Below are 13,884 nucleotides of genomic sequence, written 5' to 3' on the forward strand. Positions count from 1 at the left end.
TCCCATGAAGCCACTGCGACAAGTACACGTCAAGCCATCGCACAGAGACCGGCGGCCGCTCGGCCGCTCCACCGCCTCGACGGGGTGGCCGATGGCCCGGTTCGGCCGCGCGAGGGTCCGTGCACCTCGATCGGCTCGACCGGGGGCCGCCACCGGGTGAAGTGACGGGCCACTTCACCCTGACAGGAGGGGCGACAGCGGCGTGGCCACGGTCGCCGTCGCCGGTCACACCAACCTGATCGACGAGCCAGCCGGAGCGGTGCGCACGGGCCGACGCGAGCTGCCGGCCGGCCTGCGCGGCACCGCACTCGTGGGGCATTCCTCGCCGACCCGCGGCGCTGACACCCTTTCGCCGCGGAAGTCCTGGCTGCCGATGCCGGCTGTCGGGTCGGCTGTCGAGTGTCCTTTCGCCGTCCGGTCCCCGCGGTCAGGGGGTGCGGGCCGCCGGGCGACCAATGACGGATCTCGGAGTACGGTCCGTGCCCGGTGGGCCGGGACGAGGCATACATGCGTGCGGTGGGCCGGGCACGGGGCGCTGCAACGGGAACCTCGCCCGCGAATTCGTTGGACAGCGTGGCGCCGTTCACCTGGAATGAGCGGCATGTCTGCTGTGAAGATGCGCCCCGACGAGGTCGACGTGGACTCGGCGCTGGTACGGCGGCTCGTCGCCGGGCAGTTCCCGCGGTGGGCGGCGCTGCCCGTGGAGCGGCTGGCGTCCTCCGGGACGGAAAATGCGATGTTCCGGCTGGGCGCCGACAAGGTGGTCCGGCTGCCCCGGTATCCGGGGGCGGTGGAGAGTGTGGCGCACGAGCGGCGCTGGCTGGAGCGGTGGGGACCGCTGCTGTCCGTCGCCGCGCCGGTGCCGCTGGAGCAGGGCGCTCCCGGCGAGGGGTTCCCCTGGCCGTGGTCCGTGTACCGGTGGCTGGACGGCCGTAATCCCGTTGCCGGACGTCTGGAGCGGCCCGAGGCACTGGCCGCGGACCTGGGGGCGTTCGTCACCGGGCTGCGCCGCATCGACGCGCGGGGCGGGCCGCAGGGCCACCGAGGTGTGCCGCTGGCGGAGCGGGACGCCCCGACCCGCTCCGCCGTCGCCCAGTTGGGGGGCCGGATCGATACCGCCGCGGTCACCGCTCTGTGGGAGGAGGCGCTGCGGGCGCCGGTCCGTACGGCGCCGCCCGCGTGGGCACACGGCGATCTGTCTCCGGGGAACGTGCTGGTCGCGGACGGCCGGCTGGCGGCGGTGATCGACTTCGGCAGTGTGGGCGTCGGGGACCCCGCCGTCGACCTGATCGTGGCCTGGAACCTGCTGCCCGCGCCGGCCCGCGTCACCCTCCGGGAGACGGTGGGCGCGGACGACGCCGAGTGGGCACGCGGCCGCGGCTGGGCGTTGTCGATCTCACTGATCCAGCTGCCGTACTACTGGGAGACCAATCCGCCGCTGGCGGAGAACTCGCGGCATGTGATCAAGGAGATCCTGGCAGAGGCCGCAGGATGACGGAGGCCGCAGACCGCCGACCGCAAGCCACGGTCGTGCACACGGCAAGGTGGCGGAGGCGGGGGTCACAGACCACGGTCGCCCGGATGGCAGGCCAGGGCGCCGGGACCGCAAACCGCAAGCCGCGGAGACGGCGGCCGACGGACACCAAGACCGCAGGATGACGGCGGCCGGCGCAGCACAGCGCCGGGCGCTGGGGCCGACATCGACTGGCCCCCGGCGCCGGGTTGCGGAGGGCCTCAGCCGCGCCGCACGCGCCTACTCCCCCTCGTAGGCCTTCCGCAGGGCGGCGATGTCGAGCTTGCCCATGGAGAGCATGGCCTTGGTGGCACGGCCGGCCTTCTCCTGGTCCGGGGAGGTGAGCATCTGGATCATCTCGGTGGGCACGACCTGCCACGAGACGCCGTACTTGTCCTTGAGCCACCCGCAGGGACCCGGCCGGCCGCCGCCCTCGAGGAGCTTGTTCCAGTAGTGGTCGACCTCCTCCTGGTCGGCGCAGTCGATCTGGAAGGAGATGGCCTCGTTGAACGTGAACTGCGGGCCGCCGTTGAGGCCGACGAACTTCTGGCCGTTGGCCGTGAACTCCACGGTGATCACGGAGCCGGCGGGGCCCGGCCCGGCCTCGGTGTAGCGGGCGACGGTGCCGACGCTGGAGTTCTTGAAGATCGACGCGTAGTGGTGGGCGGCTTCCTCCGCCTGGCCGTCGAACCAGAGACACGTGGTGAATCCGTCGGTGGTCATGAGTTCCTCCGGGAGCGCGAGAGTACGCGGAACGCGGTCATCAGGGTGGACCGGTCCGGCGCCCGGAACTCATCGCTCGACGGCGTCCGGATTCCGGGTCGGGCAAGACATGGCCGGAGGAGGCCGTGGTCCGGAGCGGCCGGCCCTCTGCTGTCGGCGAATCTGCCCAGGGCAGGGAATTCCGCCGCAGGGGCGGTCGCGGCCCGAGAGTGGGTGGCGCGGCGGACGACACCGCCGTACTCCCCCTCGACAAGGAGCGTCCATGTCCCGATTCGCCGTCGGCCCCGCGCCGGCCCTGCTGCCACGGGCAGAGGAGGGCGACACCCCTCCCAGCCGCTTCGACGACCAGCTCGCGGCCCAACTGCTGAACCAGCGCATCGTGTTGCTCGGCACCCAGGTCGACGAGGTGTCCGCGAACCGGGTCTGCGCGCAGCTGTTGATCCTGTCGGCCGAGGACCCGCGCACCGACATCAGCCTGTACATCAACAGCCCCGGCGGCTCGGTCCACGCGGGCCTGGCCATCTACGACACGATGCGGCTCATCCCGAACGACGTCTCGACGCTGGCGATGGGATTCGCGGCCAGCATGGGGCAGTTCCTGCTGAGCGTCGGTACGGCGGGCAAGCGGTACGCGCTGCCCAACGCACGCGTCATGATGCACCAGCCGTCGGCCGGCATCGGCGGCACCACCGCGGACATCGAGATCCAGGCGGAGAACCTGGAGTTCACCAAGCGGACCATCGAGCGGATCACCGCCGAGCACACCGGTCAGAGCCCGGAGACCATCTCCAGGGACGGTGACCGCGATCGCTGGTTCACGGCCGAGGAGGCCAGGGACTACGGCATCGTCGACCGGGTCGTGGAGTCGCTGGCCGACGTCCGCCCGGTCGCCTCGAAGCGACGGATGGGGCTGTGACATGGGGACGTACACGATTCCGAACGTGGTCGAGCGGACCCCGCAGGGCGAGCGGTCCTACGACGTCTACAGCCGGCTGTTGGCCGAGCGGATCATCTTCCTCGGCACCGAGATCGACGACGACGTCGCCAACGTCGTCATCGCGCAACTCCTCCATCTGGAGTCGTCGGCGCCGGAGAACGAGATCGCGATCTACATCAACTCCCCTGGCGGATCCTTCACTTCGCTGATGGCGATCTACGACACGATGACGTTCGTCCAGGCACCCATCGCGACGTTCTGCGTCGGTCAGGCGGCCTCCACCGCGGCCGTACTGCTGGCGGGCGGAGACCCCGGGCGGCGGTTCGTGCTGGAGCACGCGCGCGTGCTGCTCGGGCAGCCGGCCAGTGGCGGGCGGCAGGGCACGGTGTCGGACCTGGCGCTCCAGGCCAAGGAGATGGTCCGCATCCGCGCCCAGGTCGAGGAGGTGCTGGCCCGGCACACGCACCACGACGTCACGACCCTGCGCGTGGACATGGACCGCGACAAGGTGTTCCCCGCGCACGAAGCGGTGGCGTACGGCCTGGCCGACGAGGTACTGAGCCGGCGCCCCGTTCGGGTGTGAGACGCCGGCCCCGACGTGTCGTCAGGCGGCCAGGCAGAGGCCGTTGCGCGAGGACGTGGTCGCCGTGCGGCTCGGGTGCGAGGTCCGGCTGGTCAGCCGGACCAGCTCGCCCTGGGCGCGGGTCAGCAGGTCGCCGAGGCTCAGGCCGAGCGCGCGGGCGGCGGCCGCGAGGACCTCCGAGGAGGCCTCCTTACGGCCGCGCTCCACCTCCGACAGATACGGCATGGAGATGCGTGCGGCCTCGGCGACGTCCTTCAACGTGCGCTCCTGGGCCTGGCGTTCGCGGCGTAGTACGTCGCCGACCAGGTCGCGCCAGAGCGGCTCTCTGGGGGTGGGCGGCCGGTCGGTGGGGCGGGCGGTTCCCGGGCGCTCCGCCGAGGGGCGCAGCGGGATCACACGGGCGTGGTTCGGCGCTTGGTTGCTCACCTTCCCAGCCTAGGAGCACCGGCCGCCGCGGGACGGGCCCCGGCGTTCCGCCCTCAGGGAAATCGCGGCGGTCCAACGGGGCGCGTACGGAGACGCACGGCCTCGCACCGAGATTCACGGGCCGGCACGGAGAAGAGGAGGACTGCTGCTGGAGGGTGGCTCCCCTGGGCTGTCGCGTCATGGATCGCGCGCGTCATGGATCCGGCGGGCGCGAAGGGACACGGCGGTCACGCGAATCACGGCGCGCCGCACGGCGGGCGTCCGTCGTCCGATGCCCTCCAGCATGCCGCCGAGCCGCCCCGGCACGTCGTCCCGACACCAGCGTCCGCTCCCGCAGTCTCCCGCTCTCCGCCACCCGCCCGTCGACGCCGTGCTCGTCCGCCGCTCCCCCGGGCGCGTGCCGCGAAGGCGGCGCTCGGGGGACCGGCCGGGAGAAACCGTGCACCACCGGCCATGGAGGCGACCGACCGACGCCGCAGGCACGTCCGCCGCCGTCGCGGGACGGTGGGACGGGATTCGTCCCTCCTTCCCCGCCCCTGGCACGGCACGCGGGAGCGCCACCAGCGCCGTCCGCACACACCGACGCGGCCGGATGTGCGAACCGATCACGGCCGAATGCGCGACGGGACGCGCCGGATAGAATTCGCCGGTGCTCGGATGGGCATGTGTTCGCCGACTCGGGGTATCCGCCCCCCGAGTGGGTTCGCCGTACTCGGGGGCCTCACCGACCGGATACAGAGGATGTCGAACCGTGACTTTCGTGGGAGAGGTAATGCACACCGCCGTGATCGGGTCGCAGGCACAGGTCGTCGAGGACACCGCCGGGACCAGCACGGGTGGCACACCGCTGCCAGGAGTCGCGGATCCCCGTCGCGTGGCCCCGCGCGACGCGCGTGAGCTGTCGCGTCAGTTCTTCCGGCGGCTGGCGGAGCTGGAGGAGGGCACGCACGAGTACCAGTACGCGCGCAACACCCTCATCGAGATGAACATGTCGTTGGTGCGGTTCGCAGCCGGACGGTTCCGGGGCCGCGGCGACGACATGGAAGACGTCGTCCAGACGGGGATGATCGGCCTGATCAAGGCCATCGACCGGTTCGAGATCTCGCGCGAGGTCGAGTTCACCTCGTTCGCCCTTCCCTACATCGTGGGCGAGATCAAGCGTTTCTTCCGTGACACCACCTGGGCGGTGCACGTGCCCCGGCGGCTCCAGGAACTGCGGGTGGAGCTGGCCAAGGCGCGTGACGAACTCGCCAGCCGCCTCGACCGGGAGCCGACCGTCGCCGAGCTGGCCACGCTGATGAACCTCTCGGAGCGCGAGGTGGTCGAGGCGCAGATCGCGTCCAACGGCTACAACTCCTCCTCCCTGGACGCCGCCCTCACCGGCGACGGCCCCGAGGGCGGCGAGGCGGTGCTGGCCGACTTCATCGGCGTGGAGGAGGAGGGCCTGCGACTGGTCGAGGACTTCCACTCACTGGCCCCGCTGATGGCGGAGCTGAGTGAGCGCGACCGACAGATCCTGCACATGCGGTTCGTCGAGGAAGCCACCCAGGCGGAGATCGGGGAGCGGCTCGGCTGCTCCCAGATGCATGTCTCACGCCTCATCAAGCGGATCATCGTGCGGTTGCGCGAGGGGATGCTGGGCGAACTCGGCTGCGCCTGAGAGCACCCAGTCGTGGAGCGCGATGCCGTGGGGCCGGCCGGCCCCACGGTTCAGCCGGCGGCGACCGCGAGGACGGCGCGGACGCGCTTGCCGACCGGAATGCGATCAGCTGTGACCTCCGCGGCGACGGCGTGCACGATCTCCAGCCCGTGCCGGCCGATGCGCCGGGGATCCTTGGGGAACCGCCGGGGCAGCGCGTCGCTGCTGTCGTAGACGGCGACCGTCACCGCCGTGTCCGTGCCCTCGAGCTCCAGGATGTACGGGCCGTTGCTGTGCCGGTCGGCATTGGTGACCAGCTCGCTCACGACCAGCATCACGTCGTCGCTGAAGCGGTCGTCCATGCCCGCGCACCACTCGGTCCTCAGTTGCTGGACGAACTGGGCGGCGAAGTCGCGGGCCTCGGCGATGCAGCCGGGTTCACCGGTGTAGTGCGCCGCTCGACGGAGCGGTTCCACGGGGACGTCGAAACCGGTCGGTATCACTGCCCCGTCCAGGTGCTTGATCATGCGGTTCTCTCTCGGAGGCCGGACTGGCCGGACGCTGCTGCACGGGTGCTCGTACCCCGAAGTGCGCCACTCAGTCCCCCGCCTTTCCGCCCGGCCCTCACGGCACGGGTGAACGGCTCGACGACCCCGCGGCGGGCGGAGGCGGCAGGGAATCGGCCGGGGACGTGGTGTCGCCCGCCCCGGAGGACGTGGGGTCGTCCGTCCGCGGTTCGCTCGGCGGTTCCGGCGGCGGCGACTCCTCCGAACCGGGGGGCGGTGAGGGGTTGCTCGATTCCGGCGGACCGGGGCTCCGGGAGTCCGGGGGCGGGGCGGACGGCGAGGTGGGCGTGGTGACGGGGGCGGACGGCTTCGGCGGGTTCACCGGGGGCTTGGCGGGCCGGTCCTCGGCGCCGGTGTCGCCGCGGTGGCGGGCGAACCAGCGGTCGTCGCCGGGGTCGTAGAGGACGAAGACCTCGATCACGGTCGTCGACGGGGTGACCACGACGACGTTCGAGGGGTGGTACGACGGCCAGAAGTCGCCGGTGCGCCTCGGGGTGGTCCGCTGCGGCACGGGCGGGGTGAGCGGGTTGCCGCAGGCGCAGCGCACGCGGGGCACGCCGCGGGCGTCGACGAGGACGGCGGTGCCGGACTGGAGGACGGCCTGGTAGGGGGTGGCGGCGCCGTCACGGTAGCCGTGGTTGGTGACGCGGGTGTCCATGCGCAGCTGCACGGGGGTGAGGGAGCGCAGGTAGGCGGGGACCTCGGCGGGGTCGACGCCGGGGACGGACGCGAAGGCCCGGTTCTTGTCGGGGGCCGCCCCGAGCGCCTCGACCTGCTTCTCCACGTCGCAGGCGGCGACGTCGCGGGTGCCGCCGTACAGTCCGGGAGCGCCGCCGTCGACGCCCCGTACGGCGTTGGCGGGCGCGGAGGTGGTCGCCGGGGCCGTGGTGGTGGGCGGGGGCGAGCTGTTCGTGGCCGTGGATCGGGTGAAGGGGTCCGGGCCTGTCCTGCCCGCGGCCTGGAGGAAGACCTCGCCGTCCCCGCCGGAACCGCCGCCGCCCGAGCCGCCACCGTCGGAGCGCGTCGTCAGGACGATCGCGACGGCGACCGCGACGACGAGGGCAGTGGTGAGCAGCGCGATACGGGGCGCGGATTTCCACCACGGCCGTCCGGGGCCGGGTGCGTCGCCGGACGAGGTCGAGCCGCCCGAGGGTCCACCGGGAGGCGGGGCGGGCGGGCCGGAGGGCGGCTGCGAGGGGCCGGACAGTGGCCCGGAGGGCGGGCCGGCGGGACGGCCGGAGGAGGGCGGTTCGACACTCACGAGCACTCCCGACGTGGGTCTCCGCGGCGCCCCCGCGTACCGGTTCACGCCGCTTGGTCCACAACAACCTCATTGTGCGCTCTTGTCATGGTTCGTCCGCAAGTGGACGCGGACGGACCTCCCGGCAGGCGTACCGGCCGCGCGCTGCCTAGCGTGGCAAGAGTGATCCCGAACCTCCCCCCCGGCCAGGCCTCGCCCCGTCACGGGTGGGTGCAGGCGGTCGCCGCGGCGCTGGCCCCACTGATCACCATGGGGATCGTGGCGGCGCTGGGACTGTGGTGGGCCGGCGCCGCAAGACTGCCCGACGGGGCGTACCCGAGGGTGGTCGCGGCGACCGTCGTCACGGCTGTCGGGGGTTCCGTCGAACTCTCCGGGGACGCCGGGGGGATCGTCGACACACAGGCAGGTCTCACGGTGATTCCGCTTTCCGTGGCGCTCGCCGGTGCCCTGGTGACGGCCGCCCGGTTCCTCCGGCCGCTGCGCCACCGGGCGGTCGCCTCCGCGACCGAACTGCTCGGCTGGGCGGCCCGGATCGCCGTGGTGTGGCTCCTCGCCCTGCTGGCCCTCGCCTTCGCCGCCCGCCAGACGTTCGCGGTGTCTCTGGGCGACGACACGCTGGAGGACCTCGGTGCGGTGTTCGGCGCGACCCCGAAGGCCGGTTTCACCACGGACGTGCCGCTCACGCTGCTTTTCGGACTGCTGTGGCTGGCCGGTGCGCTGGCACTGGCGCTGCTCGTCTCCCGGGGGGCTCCGCTTCCGCCTCGGCTGCTGCGCTTCCAGGAGTCGGTGCGGCCCGCGGCGTACGCGATGGTCGTGCTGCTTCTCGCGTGTGTCGCGCTGGGTGTCGCCGTCGCGCTCGTGACCGCCGCGACGCGCGGCCACGCCGCGGAGACCCTCGCGGTGGTGCTGCTCGGCCTGCCCAATCTGGTGTGGCTCGCGTTCACCGTCGGGTTGGGTGCCACCTGGGAGGGCCGGGTGGAGGGACCGTTCGGGCTGCCGATGCCGCACGTGCTGGACGAGGTGCTGCGCGGCTCGGACACCGCCACGCTGAACCTGCGGACGCTCACCGAGCAGGACGGCCGGGTGTGGTGGCTCGTCGCCGTGGACGTGGTGTTGCTGCTGGCGGCGGCCTTCGTCATGGCGGCCCGCGCCCCGGCCCGGACGCCGGCCTGGCGGCATGCCCTGCACATGGCGGTGGCGCTGATGCTGACAGTGCTGATGATCTGCCTCGTCGGCCGGGTCTCCGCGCACTACGGCCTGACGCTGTTCGGCATCAACGACCTCGGCGGCACGGATCTCGGCGGCGACCTGTTCCTGCGTCCCGAGGTGTGGACGGCCCTGGGTCTCGCCGCGCTGTGGGGACTGGTCACCGGATCGCTGGGTGGCCTGTTGGCACGGCGGACGGCCGGTCGGGGCAGGGTGGGCGCCGGCCGAGGGTAGGCGGCGTCAGGTTCGGCCGCCCGCCGACAGGGATCGGGCTCGCGGACCTCGATGCCACCCCGGACCCGCGCGCCTGTGCGGGCAGCCTCCGGGCGGACCACCCGCATCACGCCCGCCCCCGCCGACCACACCTGAGCAAGAGCCCACGAGGTGCGCGGGCCCACCGGCCGCGGGGCCGCACCGCGCCCCCGACCGGCGCCCCGGCCCCGCGCCGGGCCCGTCGCGGGCGGAATCGCGTCAGGCCCGCCCGCCTCCCGGTTCGACGACCGGCGCCGCCCAGCGGGGCGGCGGTTTCGGCCCGTCGTCCCTCCCCGGCGCCGCCACCCTGCGGTCCACCTCCGTCGGCGGGTGTCGCCGGGGCGGACCGCCCAGCAGTGCCGCCCTCAGGGCGGCGACGAACGTGAGGCAGGTGGCGTGGCGGTCGTCGGGGGCCTTGGCGAGGGCGTGCGCGAAGACCTCGTCTACGGCGGGCGGCAGGTCGGGGCGGGCCGCGGTGAGCGGGGGCGGCTCGTCGTACTGGTGGGCCCACAGCAGGGCCATGTCGTCGTCGCGGCGGAACGGCGGGTGGCCCGCGAGCGTCTCGTGGACGACACAGGCCAGGCCGTACACGTCGCAGCGGCCGTCGACCGGGCGGCCGGAGATCTGCTCGGGGGCGACGTAGTCGAGGGTGCCGACGAACTGGCCGACGGTGGTGAAGCCGGTGAGGGACAGCGACTTCTTCGTCAGGCCGAAGTCGGTGAGGTAGACGTGCTCCGGGTGGTCGCTGTCGGTGCCTCGGTCGACGAGGATGTTGCCGGGCTTGACGTCACGGTGGACCAGGCCGTGCTCGTGGGCTGCGTCGAGGGCGGAGGCGACCTGCGCGGCGATCCGGGCGGCGGTGGCCGCCGGCAGCGGTCCGCGGCGGTCGAGGAGGTGGCGCAGGTCGCTCCCGGCGACGTACCGCATGGCGATGTAGAGGAGGCCGTCGGTCTCGTCGGCCTCGAAGACCGGCACGATGTGCGGGTGGTCGATCGCGGCGGCGACCCTTGACTCGTGGGTGAAACGCTTGCGGAAGGTGTCGTTGCGGGCCAGTTCGGGCGCGAGCAGTTTGAGCGCGACGGTCCGATCCAGGCGCAGGTCGCGGGCGCGGTAGACGACGGCCATGCCGCCGCGCCCGATCTCCCGCTCGATGCGGTAGCCCGCCACCTGCCGGCCGATCAGGTCGGAGGGCCGGCCGGAGAAGAGGCTCGTCTCGCGACTCACCGGGGCTCACCGTCGGGTGTCACGACCCGGGTCGGCGCGTGGCCGGCGTCCGGGCCCTCGTCCTGGGCAGCGGCGGGCGGGTCGTCGGCGGCGTAGGTGCTCAGCCGGGTGCCGTCGCCGTACATCCAGCGGGAGCGGGCGGGGTCGTAGAGCCAGACGGACTCGCCGTCGACCACCACGCCGATCCGCAGGCCCTGGGTACGGCGGCGGAAGGTCTCGCCGTCGAGCCCGCCGGCGGCGAGTTCCTCGACGGCGGCCCGGTAGCGTGCGAGGGCCTGCTCGGTACGGCCGAGCAGCGGACGCGGATCGGCCGTGGCGGTGAGGGGATCGTCGGGCAGGGGAGGGTCCTGGGGCACGGCGACGAGGTAGCGGCCGTCCACCCAGGCCGACCAGCCGTTGGAGCACAACACGTGTCCCCAGTCGCCGCGCCGCTCGACGAGCCGGACGGGCAGCAGCGCGTCGAGGGGGACGGTGGGCCGGGCCGGGTCGGGAGCCTCCCAGGCGGGCATGCCCTGCTGGGGGACGACGTGCGTGGGCCGGAAGCCGGGGGTCGCCATCGCGGGCCTACTTCCGCATCACTACGGGTTCGTGCCGGCGCAGCAGGCGGGCGACGACGAATCCGAAGACGGCCGAGAGCACGACGAGCATGCCCACGTCGAGCAGCCACACGGCCGCCGAGTGCGCGAACAGCGGGTCGCCGGTGAGGTCGCCGGGCACGATCCGGGCCAGGTCGAGGGTGCCGGCCATCGCGCCGAACGCCCAGCGGGAGGGAATCAGCCAGGCGAACTGTTCCAGGCCCGGCACGCCGTCCAGCGACAGCAGGGCGCCGCAGAAGACGACCTGGACGATGGCGAGGAGCACCAGCAGCGGCATCGTCACCTCCTCCTTGCGCACGAGCGCGGAGACCACCAGGCCGAGCATCATCGCGGTGAAGGCGAGCAGGGCGACCGCGAGGGTGATCTCGACCAGCGGGGGCATCAGCACACCCTTGCCGCCGGGGGCGTTCAGATCGACGCCGAGCAGGGCGACGAGCGTCAGGACGACCGCCTGTACGACGGTGATCGCGCCCAGGACCACGACCTTCGACATCAGGTACGCCGATCTGGACAGGCCGACGGCGCGTTCGCGCTGGTATATCACGCGTTCCTTGACGAGTTCGCGTACGGCGTTGGCGGCGCCGGTGAGGACGCCGCCGACGCACAGGATCAGCAGCGCGTTCATCGCCGTGTCCCGGGTGAGCTGACTGCCGGCGAGGGCGCGGGCCATGGCCCCCATCACGAAGGGCAGGGCGATCATGATGATCAGGAAGGTGCGGTCGGCGCTCAGTGCGGCCGTGTAGCGGCGGACCAGGGTGCCCAGCTGGGCACCACGGCTGCGCGGACGCGGCGGCGCCGGTACGACGACCGGGTCGGAGCGGGGCAGCAGGGGCTGGGCACTGGCGTCGGCGACGTAGCGGCGGTGGAGGGGCGAGGCGGCGTACTCACCGGCCCAGTCGCGGTCCCGGTCCCGTTCGAAGGCCTCGAAGGCCTCGGGCCAGTTGGCGAACCCGAAGAAGGCGAGGGCGTCGTCGGGTGGGCCGTAGTACGCGATCCGGCCGCCGGGCGCGAGGACGAGGAGACGGTCGCACACGTCGAGGCTGAGGACGCTGTGGGTGACGACGACGACCGTGCGGCCGTCGTCGGCGAGGCCGCGCAGCATGTGCATGACCGAGCGGTCCATGCCGGGGTCGAGGCCGGAGGTCGGCTCGTCCAGGAAGAGCAGGGACGGCTTGGTCAGCAGCTCCAGGGCGACGCTGACGCGTTTGCGCTGGCCGCCGGAGAGGCTGTGCACGTGCTGGTCGGCGCGCTGTTCGAGGCCCAGCTCGCGGATGACCTCCTCGACGCGCGCCCTGCGTTCGGCCTTGGCGGTGTCCTGCGGGAAGCGCAGTTCGGCCGCGTAGGTGAGCGCGCTGCGGACGGTGAGCTGGGCGTGCAGGATGTCGTCCTGCGGGACCAGGCCGACGCGCTGGCGCAGTTCGGCGTAGTCGCGGTAGAGGTCGCGGCCGTCGTAGACGACGGTGCCGTGGTCGGCGGGGCGCTGTCCGGTGAGGGCGCCGAGGAGGGTGGACTTGCCGGCGCCACTGGGCCCGACGACCGCGAGCAGGCATTTCTCCCCGACCGGAAAGGACACGTGGTCGAGGAGGACCTTGCGGCCGCGGTCGACGGCGACGGTGAGGTCCTGTACGTCGAGGGTGACCTCACCGGTGTCGACGTACTCCTGGAGTTCGTCGCCGACCAGGCAGAACGCCGAGTGGCCGATGCCGACGACGTCGCCGGGGCCGAGGGGGGCGGCCGTGACGGGCAGGCCGTTGAGGTAGGTGCCGTTGTGGCTGCCGAGGTCGGCGATCTCGTAGGTGCCGTCCGGCAGGGCGCGCAGTTCGGCGTGATGACGGGAGACCACGAGGTCGTCGAGGACCAGGTCGTTGTCGGCGGCGCGGCCGATGCGGACGGTACGGGTGGGCAGGGGGCGGACGGTGGTGGGACGCCGGAACGTTCCGGTCAGGCTGGGGTTGGCCACCGCGGAGGGGCCTCGCGGTGCGGGCGGCGGGCGGCCGGTCAGGACGGCGCACGGGCCGTCGTCCGGGCTGCCGAAGCGGATGACGGTGCCGGGGCCGATCCACCGCTCGTGGACGCGGCGGCCGTCGGCGTAGGTGCCGTTGGTGCTGTGCTCGTCGGCGAGGGTCCAGTGGTCGCCCTCGGGCCGCAGTACCGCGTGGTGCCAGGAGACGCGGGCGTCGTCGAGGACGATGTCGCTGAGCGGGTCGCGGCCGACGTGGTAGTCGTGACTCGGGACCATCACCGTGGCGCCCGTCTCGGTCTCGAGCACGAGTTCGGGTGCGGTGGACGTGATCGACGGCTCCGCCATGACCGAATTCTATCGATTCGTACCCTTGTGTGCCGTCCGGGGAATCCGGCAGGGCGCCGGTCGCGCGTCGAGTGCTCCTCCGTGGGGCCCGCCCCCCGGATCACCCGCGTGACGCCCTCGACGGACCACACCGGCACCGCCACGATCAGCCGACCGGCATCACGAGCGGCGGGATGGTCCGCTGCATGCGCAGGGCGTCGACGGACTCGGCGAGCAGCTCGTACTCGGTGGTCTCGTCGCTGACGGCGATCCGCACCAGCCGCCCGCCCGCGAGTTCCTCGGCGACCATTTCCTGCCGGCCGGCGTCGGCACACCAGGACCGCAGCAGACGGGGGACGTCCGGCACCGTGTCGGCGACCGGGACGAGGGCGCTGGGCGGGATGCGCGCGCTCTCCGGCTGCGGGTCGAGCCGCTCGGCGATCCAGGACGCGCGGTCCCTCAGCCACCACAGGGCGAGCGCCAGCGTCGGGGCCCGGTAGGTGCCGAGCGGTACGCCGATGCGGCGGCCGTCGCACACTCCGTACGCGGTGACATGGCACAGGAATTCGTCGTGCACGCCCTTCTCCCCCGTCGCTCGCTGCCGGTGCGGGCCTCGCTTTCCGTGCGGCTCCTGTGGGGTGAACTGCCCCTGACGTTTGAGTATGTTGACT

13 protein-coding genes are annotated in these 13,884 nt (G+C 72.8%); 5 read left to right on the forward strand and 8 right to left on the reverse strand.

The window, feature by feature from the left end:
- Positions 1 to 601: 601 nt before the first annotated feature.
- Positions 602 to 1,495: an aminoglycoside phosphotransferase family protein gene (locus ACZ5Y0_RS09675; RefSeq protein ID WP_469128087.1), complete on the forward strand. Its 894-nt coding sequence runs from the start codon at positions 602 to 604 to the stop codon at positions 1,493 to 1,495.
- A 258-nt stretch (positions 1,496 to 1,753) separates the two neighbouring features.
- On the opposite strand, the gene ACZ5Y0_RS09680 is transcribed toward ACZ5Y0_RS09675, so the two are convergent.
- The gene (locus tag ACZ5Y0_RS09680; protein WP_469128088.1) at positions 1,754 to 2,236 is read right to left on the reverse strand and encodes a VOC family protein; all 483 of its coding nucleotides are present in this window, start codon (positions 2,234 to 2,236) and stop codon (positions 1,754 to 1,756) included.
- A gap of 262 nt (positions 2,237 to 2,498) precedes the next feature.
- Between ACZ5Y0_RS09680 and ACZ5Y0_RS09685 the strand changes: the two genes are divergently transcribed.
- Positions 2,499 to 3,152, forward strand: a complete 654-nt coding sequence (locus tag ACZ5Y0_RS09685; protein WP_469128089.1) for an ATP-dependent Clp protease proteolytic subunit — start codon at positions 2,499 to 2,501, stop codon at positions 3,150 to 3,152.
- A gap of 1 nt (position 3,153) precedes the next feature.
- Positions 3,154 to 3,756 (forward strand): ClpP family protease, encoded by a 603-nt coding sequence (locus tag ACZ5Y0_RS09690; RefSeq protein WP_469128090.1) that lies wholly within the window; start codon positions 3,154 to 3,156, stop codon positions 3,754 to 3,756.
- Positions 3,757 to 3,777: 21 nt separating this feature from the next.
- On the opposite strand, the gene ACZ5Y0_RS09695 is transcribed toward ACZ5Y0_RS09690, so the two are convergent.
- Entirely contained in the window at positions 3,778 to 4,182 is a 405-nt protein-coding gene (locus ACZ5Y0_RS09695) for a helix-turn-helix domain-containing protein (RefSeq protein WP_469128091.1), read from the reverse strand.
- Between the two features lie 772 nt (positions 4,183 to 4,954).
- On the opposite strand from ACZ5Y0_RS09695, the gene ACZ5Y0_RS09700 reads away from it, so the two are divergent.
- Positions 4,955 to 5,842, forward strand: a complete 888-nt coding sequence (locus ACZ5Y0_RS09700; RefSeq protein ID WP_469128468.1) for an RNA polymerase sigma factor SigF — start codon at positions 4,955 to 4,957, stop codon at positions 5,840 to 5,842.
- A gap of 50 nt (positions 5,843 to 5,892) precedes the next feature.
- Here ACZ5Y0_RS09700 and ACZ5Y0_RS09705 read toward each other — a convergent pair whose 3' ends face one another.
- Together ACZ5Y0_RS09705 and ACZ5Y0_RS09710 are read right to left on the reverse strand one after the other, a co-directional pair.
- Positions 5,893 to 6,348 carry an ATP-binding protein gene (locus tag ACZ5Y0_RS09705; RefSeq protein WP_469128092.1) on the reverse strand — a complete coding sequence of 152 codons (456 nt, stop codon included), beginning with the start codon at positions 6,346 to 6,348 and terminating at the stop codon, positions 5,893 to 5,895.
- A 97-nt stretch (positions 6,349 to 6,445) separates the two neighbouring features.
- Entirely contained in the window at positions 6,446 to 7,648 is a 1,203-nt protein-coding gene (locus tag ACZ5Y0_RS09710; protein ID WP_469128093.1) for a DUF6777 domain-containing protein, read from the reverse strand.
- Between the two features lie 162 nt (positions 7,649 to 7,810).
- On the opposite strand from ACZ5Y0_RS09710, the gene ACZ5Y0_RS09715 reads away from it, so the two are divergent.
- Complete coding sequence (locus ACZ5Y0_RS09715) at positions 7,811 to 9,088, forward strand: streptophobe family protein (RefSeq protein ID WP_469128094.1); 1,278 nt, start codon at positions 7,811 to 7,813, stop codon at positions 9,086 to 9,088.
- A 237-nt stretch (positions 9,089 to 9,325) separates the two neighbouring features.
- Here the strand turns inward: ACZ5Y0_RS09715 and ACZ5Y0_RS09720 are convergent, their stop codons facing one another.
- From ACZ5Y0_RS09720 to ACZ5Y0_RS09735, 4 genes are all read right to left on the reverse strand, one after another.
- Positions 9,326 to 10,330 (reverse strand): serine/threonine-protein kinase, encoded by a 1,005-nt coding sequence (locus tag ACZ5Y0_RS09720; RefSeq protein WP_469128095.1) that lies wholly within the window; start codon positions 10,328 to 10,330, stop codon positions 9,326 to 9,328.
- Positions 10,327 to 10,887, reverse strand: a complete 561-nt coding sequence (locus ACZ5Y0_RS09725) for a hypothetical protein (protein WP_469128096.1) — start codon at positions 10,885 to 10,887, stop codon at positions 10,327 to 10,329. Before ACZ5Y0_RS09725 ends, ACZ5Y0_RS09720 begins: the two co-directional genes overlap by 4 nt.
- Before the next feature lie 7 nt (positions 10,888 to 10,894).
- A complete protein-coding gene (locus ACZ5Y0_RS09730) occupies positions 10,895 to 13,234 on the reverse strand; it encodes an ABC transporter ATP-binding protein/permease (protein ID WP_469128097.1) in 2,340 nt (779 codons plus the stop codon).
- Positions 13,235 to 13,379: 145 nt separating this feature from the next.
- Positions 13,380 to 13,790, reverse strand: coding sequence for a hypothetical protein (locus ACZ5Y0_RS09735; RefSeq protein ID WP_469128098.1), 411 nt, complete (start codon positions 13,788 to 13,790; stop codon positions 13,380 to 13,382).
- Positions 13,791 to 13,884 lie beyond the last annotated feature (94 nt).

Source organism: Streptomyces sp. NPDC033216, from assembly GCF_055577115.1.